A 14,718-nucleotide genomic window follows, 5' to 3' on the forward strand; every position below is an offset into this window, starting at 1 on the left:
GAGGTGGTCGCCCTTATGCGTCCATCGTCGCTTCGAGCACGGCGTCCCTGGCCTCCCGGCGCTTGCGCTGCTCCTTGGGATCCGGAACCGGAACCGCGGAGAGCAGCCGCTGCGTGTACGGGTGGACGGGGTTGGCGACGACCTGCGAGCTCTGCCCGATCTCGACGAGGTAGCCGTGGCGCATCACCGCGATGCGCGAGGCGATGCGTTCGACGACGGCGAGGTCGTGGCTGATGAACAGGCACGCGAACCCGTAGAGCGCCTGCAGGCTCTCGAAGAGGTCGAGGACCTTCGCCTGCACGGAGACGTCGAGGGCCGAGGTCGGCTCATCGGCGATGAGCAGCTTGGGCCGCAGGCTCAGCGCCCTGGCGATGCCGATGCGCTGGCGCTGACCGCCCGAGAGCTCGTGCGGGTAGCGGTTGCGCATCGACGTCGGCAGCTCCACGGCGTGGAGGAGCTCTTCGACCTTCTTGTTGAGCGCCGGGCCCTTCATCCCCTCGTGGAGGTAGAGCGGCTCGCCGATCGACTCGCCGACGGGCAGACGCGGGTTGAGCGAGGAGCCGGGATCCTGGAACACGATCCCGACCTCTTTGCGCAGCGGCCGCAGCTGCTTGTTCGACAGCCCCTTGATGCTCTTTCCACCCACGAGCATGTCGCCCTCGACCGTGGGCAGGAGTCCGAGCGCGGCACGGCCGATCGTCGTCTTGCCCGACCCGGACTCGCCGACGAGGCCGACGACCTCTCCGGGAGCGATCGAGAGATTGATGTGGTGGGCGGCCCGGAAGGCCTTCTTCCGACCGAGCGCCGGGTACTCGATGGCGACGTCGCGCAGCTGGAGGGCAGAGGGCTTCGAGAAGTCCGCCTGCGACCCCGGATGGTAGTACGTCTCCGTCGAGTCCATCTCGATCAGAGGGTGGTCGGCCTCACCGGTCGAGGCGGACGTGGCCTCCGCGTCATCATCGGCCAGCGATCCCGCGCCGAGGTCGTCGCCTCCGGACTCGTCCGCCTCGGCCTCCTCGAGGTCGTGGAGCGCGACCTCGACGTCCCCCAGATCCGTGCCGAAGGCCTCGCCCTCGATCTCGGTGCCGAGGTGGGGCACCGCCTCGAGGAGCTGCTTCGTGTACGGATGCTGCGGGTTGTAGAAGATCTCATCGGCGGTGCCCGACTCGACGACCTTGCCCGCCCGCATGACGATGATGCGGTCGGCCATGTCCGCCACCACGCCCATGTCGTGCGTGATGAGGATGATGCCGGCGTCGAGCTTCGACTTGAGTTCACGCATGAGCTTGAGGATCTCGGCCTGCACCGTGACGTCGAGCGCCGTCGTCGGCTCATCGGCGATGAGCAGCTTCGGCTGGCACGCCAGCGCCTGCGCGATCATGATGCGCTGCCGCTGACCGCCCGAGAGCTGGTGCGGGAACGAGTGGAACCGCTCCTCGGGATCGGGGATCTCGACGAGGCGCATGAGCTCGAGAGCGCGCTCCTTCGCCTCGGTCGGCCCCATGTTCATGTGCACGCGCAGCGTCTCGACGATCTGGAAGCCTGCCGTGTAGACCGGGTTGAGCGCGGTCATCGGCTCCTGGAAGATCACCGAGATGTCGTTGCCGCGGATGTGCTGCATGCGCTCCTGCGGCAGTCCGATGAGCTCCGTGTCGCCGAGCTTCGCCGACCCCGTGGCTCGTCCGTTGGACGGCAGCAGACCGAGCAGGGACATGCTCGACTGCGATTTGCCCGAACCGGACTCACCGACGATCGCGAGCACTTCGCCCGCGTTGACCGTGTAGGTCAGTCCTTCGGCCGCCATCCACCATTCGTCGCTGACCCAGAAGTTCACTCCCAGGTCCGTGACGTCGAGGATCGGTGACTTCGCCGAGGCGGTCGCCTCCGCTGTGGTCTGTGCGGTCATCACTTGTCCCCCTTCTTCGCCATGCGCTCGGCCTTCTTCATCTTCCGCCAGCTCGGGATCGTCTTCATCCGCGGGTCGAACGCATCGCGCAGACCGTCGCCGATGAAGTTCACGCAGAGCGCGATGATGATGATGAAGAAGCCGGGCCACCAGAACAGCCACGGACGCGTCGCGAACGAGGTCTGGTACTCGCTGATGAGCTGACCGAGGGAGATGTCGGGCGGTGCGATGCCGAAGCCGAGGAAGCTCAGCGAGGCCTCGAGGACGATCGCCTGGCTCATCAGCAGCGTCGTGTTGACGATGATGACACCCATCGCATTGGGGATCATGTGCTTGAACATGATCCGGAAGTCGCTGGCGCCGGCGACCTTCGCCGAGTCGACGAACTCGCGTTCGCGCAGCGAGAGGAAGTCACCGCGGACGAGTCGGGCGAGACCGGTCCAGAGGATCGCACCGAGGACCAGGCCGAGCAGTGCTCCGCCGGTGCCCGAGACGAGCTTGCCGAGGATCGCGCCGACGACGATCGTCGGCAGGATGATGAAGCCGTCGGTGATGCGCATGAGCACCGAATCGACCCAGCCGCGGTAGTAGCCGGCCAGTGCCCCGACGATCGTGCCGATGATCAGCGACACCACACCGATGATGAGCATGACCATGATCGAGATCTGGGTGCCCTTCATCACGCGGGCGAAGTTGTCGCGGCCGATCTCGTCCTGGCCGAACGGGTGCTCACCGGGAGAGAAGATGTTCGACAGACTCCACGTCGGGGCACCGCCGGGATTGACGATCGGCCCCGATGCCGTGTGATTGAAGATCCACCACCCGGGTATCGGGCCGAAGCCCTGGGCTGTGAAGGCGAAGATGGCGACGAAGATGAACACAGCCAATCCGGCCATCGCACCCTTGTGGCGAACGAACTTGCGCAGAACGATCTTGCCCTGGCTCAGACCTTCGGTCTCTTTGGATTCAATCGCGTTGTCGCCGACCTCCGCGAGGTCGTCGATCGCGTCCTTGTTCTTGTTGTCGATGCTCATGCGTTCACTCGAATTCTCGGGTCGAGGACTGCGTAGAGGAAGTCCGCGACGAGGTTGGCGACGATCGCGAGGATGCCCGTGATGAGGATGTAGGCCATGATCGGATCGAGCTCGGACTGCCTCATCGAGTCGATGAAGAGCTTGCCCATGCCGTTCCAGCCGAAGATCGACTCCGTGATCACGGCACCGCCGATCATCGTGATGATGTCGACCGGGATGATCGAGGCCAACGGCAGCAGCGCATTGCGCAGCGCATGGCGCATGATCACCGTGCGCTCATTGAGGCCTTTGGCCCGCGCCGTGCGGATGTAGTCCTGCCCCATGACCTCGAGCATCGACCCGCGGGTGTAGCGCGTGTACGACGCGAACGAGATGAGGATGAGGGCGATCGACGGCAGCAGGAGGTGTGTGAACGTGTCGAGATTCGTGATCCAGAAATCGCCGTCGACGTTCGGGGCCGAGGCACCGATCGTCGCGATCGGGCGGTTGTTGATCGCGGGACTGTTCGAGTATTCGGTCCACCCCTGGAGCACGCGGTCGGCGAAGATCGTCACCGCGATGATGAGGGTGGTGAAGAACGTCGTCCGCACGGTGTCCCACGGATCCGGTCCGCGGAACGCGAGGCCGACGGCGATCGCCACGCCGATGGCGACGACCAGGAGGCCGAACATCCACAGCCAGTTCATCTCCTGGTAGTAGAAGAGGTATTGGAGCGGCATGTAGAGGAGCGCTCCGATGACGGCGATCGTCAGTGAGGCGTAGAGCACGCGCTTGTTCTTCAGACCCGTCGAGAGGAAGGTCATGACGATCGCGGCACCGACGCCGATGAGAATGACACCGACGACGCCGATCGTCGGCTGCTGGAGCCACCCGCTCGCGAGGATGTAGTAGATCGTGCCGAAGGTGACAAGTGTCGCCGCCACGAAGGTGATGATGCGCCTCTTCTTTCCGCCGCCGAGGGCGCCCATCCAGAAGAGTCCCATGGCCGCGGAGCCGATGATGATCGGCCACCAGCTGGTCAGCGTCGGGTCGTTGATGAAGTTGTTGATCTCGATGGCTCCGTACTGCTTGAGCAGCACCGCGACCCAGAAGACGGGCAGCGAGTAGAGGAGGAACGAGACGAAGGTGATGAAGTAGTCGAAGCCAGAGTACTGGCGGATCGCGGAGACCATGCCGACGGCGATGCCGAGGATGATGGCGACGATCGTCGACGCGGTGATGAGCTTGATCGTGTTGACGATCGCACCCTGCAACAGCGTGGTGACTTCCTGGCCGCTCTTCCACGCGATGCCGAGGTCACACTGACCGATGAGGCATCCTCCCGCGCCGGCGAGCCACTTGAAGTAGCGGACGACGGCCGGGGTGTCGAGATCGAGAAGACGGCGCCTTGCCTCGAAGAGAGCTTCGATGTTCGGGGACGTGCTCGAGCGCAGGTCCCAGAAGAAGTCGAGGGCCACGTTGAGCAGCAGGTAGAGGACGAACGTGACGACGAGCAGAACGAGCACCGTCGACAGCAGGCGCCTGAGAATGAATTTGATCATGGTGTGTCCGATTCAGTCTGTGCGAGAACGCCACTGTGGGGATCACTGATGTGACCCCCACAGTGACTGGAGTGGTGAAGGACCATTCGCAACAGGTGCGAATCAGTTGGCCGCCTTCTCCCAATCCCAGTAGTTCCAGAAGACAGTCGGCGCGACCGTCGTGTTGCTGACCCCGGACACCGAGTCACGATAGATCGTCAGACCCGGGAACTGGAAGATCGGCAGACCGAATGCGGAATCGACGAGTTGCTTCTCCAGCTCGGTCGAGAGCTTCGCACCGTCTTCGGGCGGCGCGACCAGCAGTTCGTCGAGAACCTTGTCGGTCTCCGGGTTCGAGTACCCGCCATAGTTGTTCTGCGACTTGGTGCGGTAGTTCGAATCCGAGTTCGTGATGCCCGTCGTCGTCGACTGCCAGCCGAAGAGAGCGAGGTCGTACGATCCGTCGCCGAGGCGAGCCGACCAGTTGACGTCACCGACATCCTCGATCGTGAAGCCGGCCTGTTCAGCGGACTCCTTGATGAGCTGGAACTCCTGCTGACGACGCGAGTTCGTGTTGTCATACATGATGCGGACCGGCTTGATCTCGCCGCCGACTTCTTCGAGCAGCTGCTTCGCGCCCTCGATGTCGACCTGGTCGTACTCTTCGATTCCGCTTCCGGACACGATCTCTTCGTACATCGGCGAACCGGGCACCTGATTGAAGGAGTCACGGACGACAGCATCGGGGTTGAGCGGCTTGATGATCTTGTCGACGATCTCCTGACGGGGGATCGTCTTGAGGATCGCCTGGCGAACCTTCTTCGCCTTCTCCTCGTCGCCGCCGTATGACTCGGGGTCGAAGGGACCAGCGTTGTTGAAGGTGAGGTCGACGTGCTCATAAGTAGCGTCATCACCGGTGTCGACGTTGACTCCATCGATCGCCTGGGCCGCTTCCAGCACGTCCGCGCTCGACTGGGGCTGGGTCAGATCGACTTCACCGTTCTCAACGGCCTGAACCATGGCCATCGGGTCACCGTTGTAGCGGATGGTGACCGTGTTGACCTTCGGCTTCTTCGGACCGGAGTAGTTCGGATCGAGCTCCATCGTGAGGTACTGACCCTCGACGAAGTCTGTCATCTTGTACGGACCGTTGTGAACCAGGAGGTCTTCGTCGTCAGGCATCGACGCGAAGTTGAAGTCACTGTTCCACGAGTTCGAAATCTTCGACAGCGCCGACTTGTCATCATTCTTGATGGCATCGAGGATCGCCTGCTTGGCTTCAGCAGGATCCTCGATTCCCAGAGCTTTCTTTGCCACGATGTGCGCAGGCAGGCCCACTCCGTCAGACCCGAAGCCCATATCGACTGCCCAGTCTGCGTAGGGCTTGGTGTACGTGAAGGTCGCTTCCTTGCCGTCTTCGGAGATCTCGGGGAATTCCTCGATGAGCTGGGATCCGACCACAGAGGAGTCGAAGTAGACGGTGCCGTCGGCATTCTCCTTCACGGTGCCGTCGTCGTTGTTGTTCTCATCGACCGTGTTGAAGTGGGTCGAACGAGCAGCCCACGTCAGGGCGAGGTCAGCCGCATCGACAGGCGTGCCATCCGACCACGTCGCGTTGTCGTTGAACGTGTACTTGACCTTGAGCGGATCATCGGAGACCTTCTCGATGGTGCCCAGATCACCGGTCTGGGTCTCAAGCTTGTCGTCGTAGTAACCGAAGTTGTCGTTCATCATGTACAGCAGGTTCGCGTTGGCGGTCGCATTGCCGTACGAAGTCATGTTGTTCATCGTGGTGAACGCCTGGTTCCACCCGACGTTGAGAACTTGGTTCTCCGAGGCCTGGTCGTCGTTACCGCCACCGGGAGGGGTGCAGGCAGAAAGCACCATTGCCGCTGCGGCAACTGAGGCTCCGGCTGCGAGGAAGCGCTTGTTCACGTTCTCTCCTTGTTGTTCTCTGGGCTCGCGCCCATCGTGCCCGCATCCCGGTTTCGGGATGCGTTCCGACCACTCGTCCCACCATCGGGAGTGTGACCGCGTTCATGTTTTCACATGGATTGCCTCAAAGTTAATTCACTGTGCTCTGTGACCGAGTCCACATTCTGAGCAGATTGAGTAATCGTTACCGTTTCGAGACACAGCTCACATACATCGAATTGAAAGTCTCAATGGATAGGATGTTCAGATGGCTGACAGTGAGATGACACCCCATGAGACCCGAATTGTGAGAACCACGGGATCGACGGTGCTCTTCGGTCTCATCGCGATCATCGCCGTCATCGGCGTCGGCTCGATCGTCGTCGGTGACCTCACCCTGCGCGGCCTGGCGATCGCGGGGATTCCCGTGCTGCTCTTCATCGGCGCGTGGATGCTCTACCGCTTCCCCCGGGTCGAGCTGCGGCCCCGGGACATCGTGCTCGTCAATCCGCTCAAGACGGTGACGGTGCCGTGGAACCTCGTCGACGGCTTCGACACGCACTTCGGCCTCGGCGTCGAGACGCGTGAGAAGACATTCTCCTCATGGCCGCTCGCCGGTCGCGGGAAGAAGATGGAGAAGGATGCCGCCGGCGCGCGGCGCCTCGTCGACAACCCCAACCCTGCCGTCGACGGCGTGCTCGATCACTTCCGCGGGCTCGGCGACGAGCAGCTGTCCAACCCACGGGGAGAGCGCACGATCACCGAGCGCTGGAACATCGAGGTCATCATCGTCCTCGCCGTCGCGATCGGGTGGGCGATCATCGGCTTCACCGCCGTCCCGAGCTGGTGATGTTGATCGACCCTCGGTCACCGCTGTCGGAGTCAGTCACCACCCGCGTTCGCGCCACTGACCCAGCTGGCCGCGCTCGGCACCGAGCGTCGTCGGGGCACCGTGGCCGGGCAGCACCTGCGTGTCATCGGGCAGCTGCTCGAAGACCCTCTCCTCGAGATCGTCCATGAGTGAGGTGAAGTCCTCGGGACTCCACGTCTTGCCCGGACCACCGGGGAAGAGCGAGTCCCCGGAGAAGAGGATCGTCTGTCCGCCGTCGCGGAGCAGCAGCGCGATCGATCCCGGTGTGTGCCCGCGCAGCGCGATCGCCTGGAGGACGAATCCCCCGAAGTCCCCGACATCGAGATGATCGACGGTGTGGGCGATCTCGACGCCTTCGGCCTCGGTGATCGCCTCGGCGTCGGCGGCGCCGGCGATCGTCATGGCATCCGGGTGCCGCTTCGCCGCTTCCGGCAGCGCCCTGATGTGGTCCCAGTGCCGGTGCGTCGTGATGATCGCCTGCAGGCTCGGCTCGGCACTCGTGTCCTCCGCTCCCGCTGCCAGCAGGCTCTCGATCGCCTCGATGTCGTCGGCGGCGTCGATGAGGACCTGCGCCCCGGTCTCCTTGGCGGTGATGAGATAGACGTTGTTCTCCATCTCGGAGACAGAGATCCATCGGATGACGACGTGTTCGGTCTCGATCGTGTTCACCATTTTCCCCTCACGTACTGTGCTGGATACGGTCCCGGCTCGACGCCGAGCTCATGGGCCGCCCGCTGCGGCCATGCCGGTTCGCGGAGCGCCACCCTGGCGAGCAGGATCGCGTCAGCCTGCCCCGAGGCGAGGATCGTCTCGGCCTGCCCGGGTTCGGTGATGAGGCCGACGGTCGCCGTCGTCGCCCCGGCGTCGCGGATCGCCGCCGACAGCGGCACCTGGTAGCCGGGCCCGACGGGCACCTTGACGGGGAAGTTCCCGCCCGAGGACACGTCGATGACGTCGACCCCGCGGGCGTCGAGCTCACGGGAGACCTCGACCGCCTCGGCGATGTCGAAGCCGTTCTCCACCCACTCGCTCGCCGAGAGCCGCACGAACACGGGAACGTCCTCCCCCACGGCCTCGCGCACGGCGTCATAGGTCTCGTAGAGGATCCGGGCCCGGCCGGCGAGATCGCCGCCGTAGCCGTCGGTGCGCTGGTTCGACAGGGGCGAGAGGAACGAGTGGAGCAGGTAGCCGTGGGCGGCGTGGAGTTCGACGAGGTCGAAGCCGACGGCGATCGCCCGGCGCGCGGCCGCCGCGAAGGCGGCGACCACCTCGGCGATGTCGGCCTCCGTCATCTCCGTCGGCTCGGTGTATCCGGGGTAGGCGATCGGGCTCGCGCCCAGCGGCTGCCAACCGCCTTCGGCAGCGGGCACCGTGCCGCGCGGGTTGCCGTCGAAGGGGCGGTACGTGCTCGCCTTCCGGCCCGCATGCGCAAGCTGCATGCCGATCACGGTGCCCTGTGAGTGGACGAAGTCGACGACGGGCTTCCACGCCTCGGCGTGCGCGTCGCTCCAGATGCCGGCGTCCTGCGGGGAGATCCTGCCCTCGGAGACGACGGCGGAGGCCTCGGTGAGGATGAGCCCGAATCCCCCGGTCGCCCGCGCGCCGAGGTGGACGAGGTGCCACGTGCCGGGCATGCCGTCCTCCTTCTCGCACGAGTACTGGCACATCGGGGCCAGCCAGATCCGGTTGTCGATGGTCAGTCCGCGCAGAGTCATCGGGGTGAAGAGTTCAGCCATGGGCACCAGTCTGCCTCAATGGTGCTTGTCCTCACAGCATGATGTTGAACACCGGGACGGCGAGAAGGTAGACGGTGGCGGTGATGAGGACGATGCCGATGAGGTTGAGCCAGATGCCGCCCTTGACCATCTGCCCGATCGTCACGTAGCCCGAGCCGTAGGCGACGGCGTTGGGCGGGGTCGCGACCGGGAGCATGAACGCGCACGTCGCGGCCAGCGCCACCGGGATCGTGAGGATGAGCGGGTCGAGCTGGAGCCCGAGGGCGACACCGCCGACGACGGGGATGAAGGTCGCCGCGGTCGCGGTGTTCGAGGTCAGCTCGGTGAGGAAGAGGATGAGGGCTGCGAGGATCGCGACGATGAGGATGAGCGGCAGCGCCCCGAGCCCGGCCGAGACCTCGCCGATCCATTCGGTGAGTCCCGAGGACGAGAACTGGGAGGAGAGTGCGAGGCCGCCGCCGAAGAGGAGGAGGACGCCCCACGGCAGCTTCTCCGCGGTCTCCCAGTCGAGGAGGCGGACGCCGCGGTGGGCGCCGCCGGGGATGAGGAAGAGGAGTAGGCCGATGACCATCGCGATGCCCTCATCGCTGATCGGCGGGTCCTCGAAGATCAGCGGGATCGAGATCCAGCTGACCGCGGCGAGGATGAACATCCCGAGGACGAGCTTCTCCCCCGTCGACATCGGCCCGAGCTTGGCCATCTCCTCACGGATGAGTTCGCGGCCGCCGGGGATCTCGTCGATCTCGGGCTTGAAGAGGACCTTGACGAGGAGGAACCACGCGATCGCCATCATGACGACGGCCAGGGGCACGCCGACGAGCATCCACTGGCCGAAGCCGATCGAGATGTCGTGGTTGTCCTTGAGGTAGGCGACGAGGAAGGTGTTGGGCGGGGTGCCGATGATCGTGCCGAGCGAGCCGATCGACGCGGCGTAGGCGATGCCGAGCATGAGCGCGGTGCCGAAGTTCGATTTCACGGCGTGGCCGATGCCGACCTCGCCGGTGCCGCCGTCGCCGCTGGAACCGTCCGGGGTGCCTGCGTTCCCGGTGTTGTGCTCGGTGCTGCTGCCGTCCGCCGAGGCGGTGGCAGCGTCAGCGGATCCACGGTCGCCGGGGACCGCCTCGGTGTTCGTCGTCCCTGTCACCATCGCCGAGCCGACGACCTTCGCGACGATCATGAGCACGGAGATGCCGATCGGCAGCATCATCACCGCGGTCGCCGTGTTCGAGACCCACATCGACATGAAGCCGGTGGCGATCATGAAGCCGGCGATCATCGGTCCCGGCTTGTTGCCCATGAGGCTGAGCGTGAAGAGGGCGATGCGCCGGTGGAGGTTCCAGCGCTGCATCGCCAGGGCGATGAGGAACCCGCCGAGGAAGAGGAAGATGATCGGATTGCCGTAGGAGGCGCCGACATCGGCCATTTCCACCTCGGCGCCGAAGACGGGGAATGCGACAAGCGGCACGAGCGAGGTCGCGGGGATCGGCAGGGCCTCGGTCATCCACCACACGGCCATGAGGACGGCGACGGCGGCGGTGAGCTTCGCGTTGTGCTCGACGGTGTCGGGCATGATCGCGTAGACGAGGGTGCAGAGGATGAGGCCGAGGAAGAATCCCGTCCACCGCACTCTCACCGTCCGCAGCGGGAAGCCGGGGGCGCGCTCCCCCGGTGACTGCTCGGCGATCTCTGTCGACTGCGGCGACGGGGTGTCGTTCACGGTGAGCTCCTCTACGAGCTGGCGGACGGGGCCTGTGTCTCCACCCTAACGACAATCACGACAGTTGTCTTCGACCGTGAGGTCACGGCCGGGGCACGGTGTCGGCGTCCCCCTCAGAGACCGGCGATGAACGAGTGGATGCGGTCGGCGACGAACTCGGGATGCTCGGCCATGAGGAGGTGGGCCGAATCGGGGATGACGGCGAGCTCCGACCCTTCGACGGCGTCGCGCATCCTCCCCATCTCCTCGGGGGTGCAGCCGGGATCCTGGCTGCCGGCCATGAAGAGGGTGGGCGTCGTGATCCCGCCGAGCTTGCCCTCGAGGTCGTAGAGCGCAAGCGCGCGGCAGCACGCGATGTAGGCCGCATCGTCGACGGTCGCGAGGTCGGTGAGGATCGCCGGCCCGGTCGCGATGTCCTCCTCGAGGAAGCCGGCGGCGAACCAGCGGTCAGCGGTGTCGGGCAGCAGGGACGCGGTGCCGTCGTTCTCCACCTCGGTGATGCGTTCGGCCCACGAGACGTCGGTGCCGAACTTCGGCGCCGTGGCGCACGCGATGAGCCCGGTGAGCTTGTGCGCGTGTTCGAGCGCGAGCGTGAGCCCGATGCCGCCGGAGATCGAGGCGCCGCAGTAGGTGAACGACTCGACGCCCTTGTCCTCGAGCGAGGTGACGAGACCCGCGGCGAGATCGGAGATCGTGAAGTCGCGGCTCAGCTCCTCCTTCGACACCGGGTACGTGTGACCCGGCAGATCGGAGAGGTAGATCTGGTGGTCGTCGACGAGGCGGGAGGCCACAGCCGCCCACAGCGGAGTCCGGGTGCCCAGCGCATCGCCGAAGACGAGCGCGGGAGATCCGGGATTGTCATTGAAGGCGTGGAGGGCGATGCGCATGAGGGCTCCTCATCGTCGGAATCGGGATCGGCAGATGTCTGGCACTGCGGCCGCCGCATCGGACAGCGGCGGGAGGGTCTCTACGCCAACAGCCTACCGCCGGAGTAGGCGAGGTAACAGCGCGGACACAGCGATTCGTAGGTCACGGCGTTGCCGTCGATGGCGACCTGATCGCCGTCGAAGATGAACTCCCCGTCGACGAGGCGGCCGTTGAACATCGCCTTGCGACCGCAGCGGCAGATCGTCTTGAGCTCTTCGAGGGTGTGGGCGATCTCGAGGAGGCGGGCCGATCCCGGGAACGCGCGGGTGCGGAAGTCGGTGCGGATGCCGTAGCACATCACCGGCACGCCCTGCTCGGTGGCGATGCGCATGAGGGAGTCGATCTGCTCGGGTTCGAGGAACTGCGCCTCGTCGATGAGCAGGCACGCGACGGGCGCCTTGGGGGTGTCGATCGATTCGAGGAGCGCATCGTGGTCGACGTAGTCGGCGTGCTCGGCATAGATCCGCTCGACGTCGGCACCGGCGGGGACGAGGAAGTCGACGGTGCGGGTGACGCCGAGGCGGGAGACGATCTCATCGGCGCCCTTCGTGTCGATGTCGGGCTTCGCGAGCAGCACGCGCTGGCCGCGCTCCTCGTAGTTGAAGGCCGCCTGGAGCAGGGCCGTCGACTTGCCGGAGTTCATCGCACCGTACCGGAAGTAGAGCTTCGCCACCCGTGTCCTCTTTCGCCGTCCGTCTCGCGTCCTTCGCCGGGACGCCACTCTACCGTCGAGCCGACGTCAACGCGGAGCTGAGGGCCAACGGCGGCAAAAGGTAGGATGGTGAGGTCAAACCCCACGACAATTCGGAGCAGTCCATCATTATGGCCAAAATCATTTACACGCGCACCGATGAAGCGCCGCTTCTGGCGACCTACTCACTCAAGCCGATCATCGAAGCCTTCGCCACCTCGGCGGGCGTCGATGTCGAGACGAGGGACATCTCTCTCGCCGCCCGTGTGCTCGCGCAGTTCTCCGACCGCCTCCCGGCCGACCAGCAGGTCGCCGATGCGCTCACCGAACTCGGCGACCTCGCCAAGACTCCGGACGCGAACATCATCAAGCTCCCGAACATCTCCGCCTCCGTTCCGCAGCTCAAGGCCACGATCGCCGAGCTGCAGTCGCAGGGCTATGACCTCCCCGACTACCCGGAGGAGCCCGAGACCGACGCGGACAAGGACGTCAAGGCCCGCTACGACAAGGTCAAGGGGTCAGCGGTCAACCCGGTCCTCCGCGAAGGCAACTCCGACCGGCGCGCGCCGGAGGCCGTGAAGAACTACGCGAAGAAGCACCCCCATTCGATGGGCGAATGGTCGAAGGATTCGCAGACGAACGTCGCGACGATGGACGCCGATGACTTCCGCGCCAATGAGCAGTCCGTCGTCATCCCCGCCGATGACACCCTGCGGATCGTCCTGCGCACCGCCTCCGGCGAAGAGAAGGTCCTCAAGGAGTCCCTCCCAGTCCTGACCGGTGAGGTCGTCGATGCGACGAAGATGAACGTCGCGGCCCTCGACGAGTTCCTCCGCACCCAGATCCAGCGCGCGAAGGACGAGGGCATCCTCTTCTCCGTCCACCTCAAGGCGACGATGATGAAGGTCTCCGACCCCATCCTCTTCGGCCATGTCATCGAGGCGTTCTTCCCCGAGGTCTTCGCGACCTACGGTGAGGCCCTCGCCGAGGCGGGGCTGACCCCGGACAACGGACTCGCCGCGATCCTCGACGGGCTCGACGAGCTGCCCGCCGAGGTCGCCGAGGGTGTCCGCGCCGGCATCGAGAAGGGCCTGGCCGAGGGCCCGGCCCTGGCGATGGTCAACTCGCACAAGGGCGTGACGAACCTCCACGTCCCCTCCGACGTCATCGTCGATGCCTCGATGCCCGCGATGATCCGCGTCGGCGGCAAGATGTGGGACAAGGACGATCAGACGCAGGACACGCTGGCCGTCATCCCCGACTCCTCGTACGCCGGGATCTATCAGACCGTCATCGACGACTGCCGGATCAACGGCGCGTACGACCCGACGACGATGGGCACCGTGCCCAACGTCGGGCTGATGGCGCAGAAGGCCGAGGAGTACGGCAGCCACGACAAGACCTTCGAGATCGCCGAAGCCGGCGTCGTCGAGGTTCGCAATTCTGCCGGTGAGGTGCTCATGAGCACCGAGGTGGCCCCCGGTGACATCTGGCGCGCGTGCCAGACGAAGGACATCCCCGTCCGCGACTGGGTCAAGCTCGCCGTCACCCGCGCCCGCCTGTCGAACACCCCTGCAGTGTTCTGGCTCGACGAGGCCCGGGCCCATGACCGCAATCTCAGGGCGAAGGTCGAGGAGTACCTCGGCGACCACGACACCGAGGGCCTCGACATCCGGATCATGAACCCGGTCGATGCCACCCAGTTCTCGATCGACCGCATCCGCCGGGGCGAGGACACGATCTCCGTGACCGGCAACGTGCTCCGCGACTACAACACGGACCTCTTCCCGATCCTCGAACTCGGCACCTCGGCGAAGATGCTCTCCGTCGTCCCGCTCATCGCCGGCGGCGGACTCTTCGAGACCGGAGCCGGCGGCTCCGCCCCGAAACACGTGCAGCAGCTCGTCGAGGAGAACCACCTGCGCTGGGACTCCCTCGGTGAGTTCCTCGCCCTCGCCGAGTCGTTCCGCCACGAGTTCAACGTCCACGGCAATGCCCGTGCCGGTGTCCTCGCCGACACCCTCGACGCCGCGACCGGCAAGTTCCTCGAGGAGAACAAGTCGCCCTCGCGCAAGGTCGGAGAGATCGACAACCGCGGCAGCCACTTCTACCTCGCGCTCTACTGGGCGCAGGAGCTGGCCCGCCAGACCGAGGACGCCGAGCTCGCCGCCGCGATCGCCCCGGTCGCCGAGGAGCTCGAGAAGAACGCCGAGGCGATCTCCGCCGAACTCCTCGCCGTGCAGGGCGCGCCGGTCGACCTCGGCGGATACTACAACCCGGATGATGCGAAGGCCGATGCCGCGATGCGTCCGTCCCCGACCCTCAACCGCATCGTCGAGACGCTGCGCGAGAAGGTCTGAGCCGAGTGCGCTGAGCTGTCAGCCTGCGCTTGTGAGCTCACC

General features: G+C 65.3%; 11 protein-coding genes. 2 read left to right on the forward strand and 9 right to left on the reverse strand.

Annotated elements, in window-relative coordinates; all coding sequences use genetic code 11:
- Positions 1 to 13: 13 nt before the first annotated feature.
- The 4 genes from ABD154_RS02385 to ABD154_RS02400 all read right to left on the reverse strand — a co-directional run bounded on the left by ABD154_RS02385 (position 14) and on the right by ABD154_RS02400 (position 6,395).
- Complete coding sequence (locus ABD154_RS02385) at positions 14 to 1,906, reverse strand: ABC transporter ATP-binding protein (RefSeq protein WP_198498541.1); 1,893 nt, start codon at positions 1,904 to 1,906, stop codon at positions 14 to 16.
- Complete coding sequence (locus ABD154_RS02390) at positions 1,906 to 2,940, reverse strand: ABC transporter permease (protein WP_198498540.1); 1,035 nt, start codon at positions 2,938 to 2,940, stop codon at positions 1,906 to 1,908. Before ABD154_RS02390 ends, ABD154_RS02385 begins: the two co-directional genes overlap by 1 nt.
- Positions 2,937 to 4,481, reverse strand: coding sequence for an ABC transporter permease (locus ABD154_RS02395; protein WP_198498539.1), 1,545 nt, complete (start codon positions 4,479 to 4,481; stop codon positions 2,937 to 2,939). Before ABD154_RS02395 ends, ABD154_RS02390 begins: the two co-directional genes overlap by 4 nt.
- A gap of 102 nt (positions 4,482 to 4,583) precedes the next feature.
- Positions 4,584 to 6,395, reverse strand: a complete 1,812-nt coding sequence (locus tag ABD154_RS02400; protein ID WP_198498538.1) for an ABC transporter family substrate-binding protein — start codon at positions 6,393 to 6,395, stop codon at positions 4,584 to 4,586.
- A gap of 247 nt (positions 6,396 to 6,642) precedes the next feature.
- Between ABD154_RS02400 and ABD154_RS02405 the strand changes: the two genes are divergently transcribed.
- A complete protein-coding gene (locus tag ABD154_RS02405; RefSeq protein ID WP_198498537.1) occupies positions 6,643 to 7,224 on the forward strand; it encodes a hypothetical protein in 582 nt (193 codons plus the stop codon).
- Positions 7,225 to 7,260: 36 nt separating this feature from the next.
- Here the strand turns inward: ABD154_RS02405 and ABD154_RS02410 are convergent, their stop codons facing one another.
- The 5 genes from ABD154_RS02410 to ABD154_RS02430 all read right to left on the reverse strand — a co-directional run bounded on the left by ABD154_RS02410 (position 7,261) and on the right by ABD154_RS02430 (position 12,298).
- Positions 7,261 to 7,917 carry an MBL fold metallo-hydrolase gene (locus ABD154_RS02410; protein ID WP_344249840.1) on the reverse strand — a complete coding sequence of 219 codons (657 nt, stop codon included), beginning with the start codon at positions 7,915 to 7,917 and terminating at the stop codon, positions 7,261 to 7,263.
- Positions 7,911 to 8,981, reverse strand: a complete 1,071-nt coding sequence (locus ABD154_RS02415; protein ID WP_198498535.1) for an NADH:flavin oxidoreductase/NADH oxidase — start codon at positions 8,979 to 8,981, stop codon at positions 7,911 to 7,913. Before ABD154_RS02415 ends, ABD154_RS02410 begins: the two co-directional genes overlap by 7 nt.
- Before the next feature lie 31 nt (positions 8,982 to 9,012).
- Positions 9,013 to 10,698 carry an SLC13 family permease gene (locus ABD154_RS02420; protein ID WP_198498534.1) on the reverse strand — a complete coding sequence of 562 codons (1,686 nt, stop codon included), beginning with the start codon at positions 10,696 to 10,698 and terminating at the stop codon, positions 9,013 to 9,015.
- Positions 10,699 to 10,811: 113 nt separating this feature from the next.
- Positions 10,812 to 11,585, reverse strand: a complete 774-nt coding sequence (locus tag ABD154_RS02425; RefSeq protein WP_344249843.1) for an alpha/beta fold hydrolase — start codon at positions 11,583 to 11,585, stop codon at positions 10,812 to 10,814.
- Between the two features lie 80 nt (positions 11,586 to 11,665).
- Positions 11,666 to 12,298, reverse strand: a complete 633-nt coding sequence (locus tag ABD154_RS02430; RefSeq protein WP_198498532.1) for a thymidine kinase — start codon at positions 12,296 to 12,298, stop codon at positions 11,666 to 11,668.
- A gap of 149 nt (positions 12,299 to 12,447) precedes the next feature.
- On the opposite strand from ABD154_RS02430, the gene ABD154_RS02435 reads away from it, so the two are divergent.
- Positions 12,448 to 14,676 (forward strand): NADP-dependent isocitrate dehydrogenase, encoded by a 2,229-nt coding sequence (locus ABD154_RS02435; RefSeq protein ID WP_198498531.1) that lies wholly within the window; start codon positions 12,448 to 12,450, stop codon positions 14,674 to 14,676.
- The last annotated feature ends 42 nt before the right edge of the window (positions 14,677 to 14,718 follow it).

The sequence above is a fragment of the Brevibacterium sanguinis genome (genome assembly GCF_039528855.1).
GTDB classification, from domain to species: Bacteria; Actinomycetota; Actinomycetes; order Actinomycetales; family Brevibacteriaceae; genus Brevibacterium; species Brevibacterium sanguinis.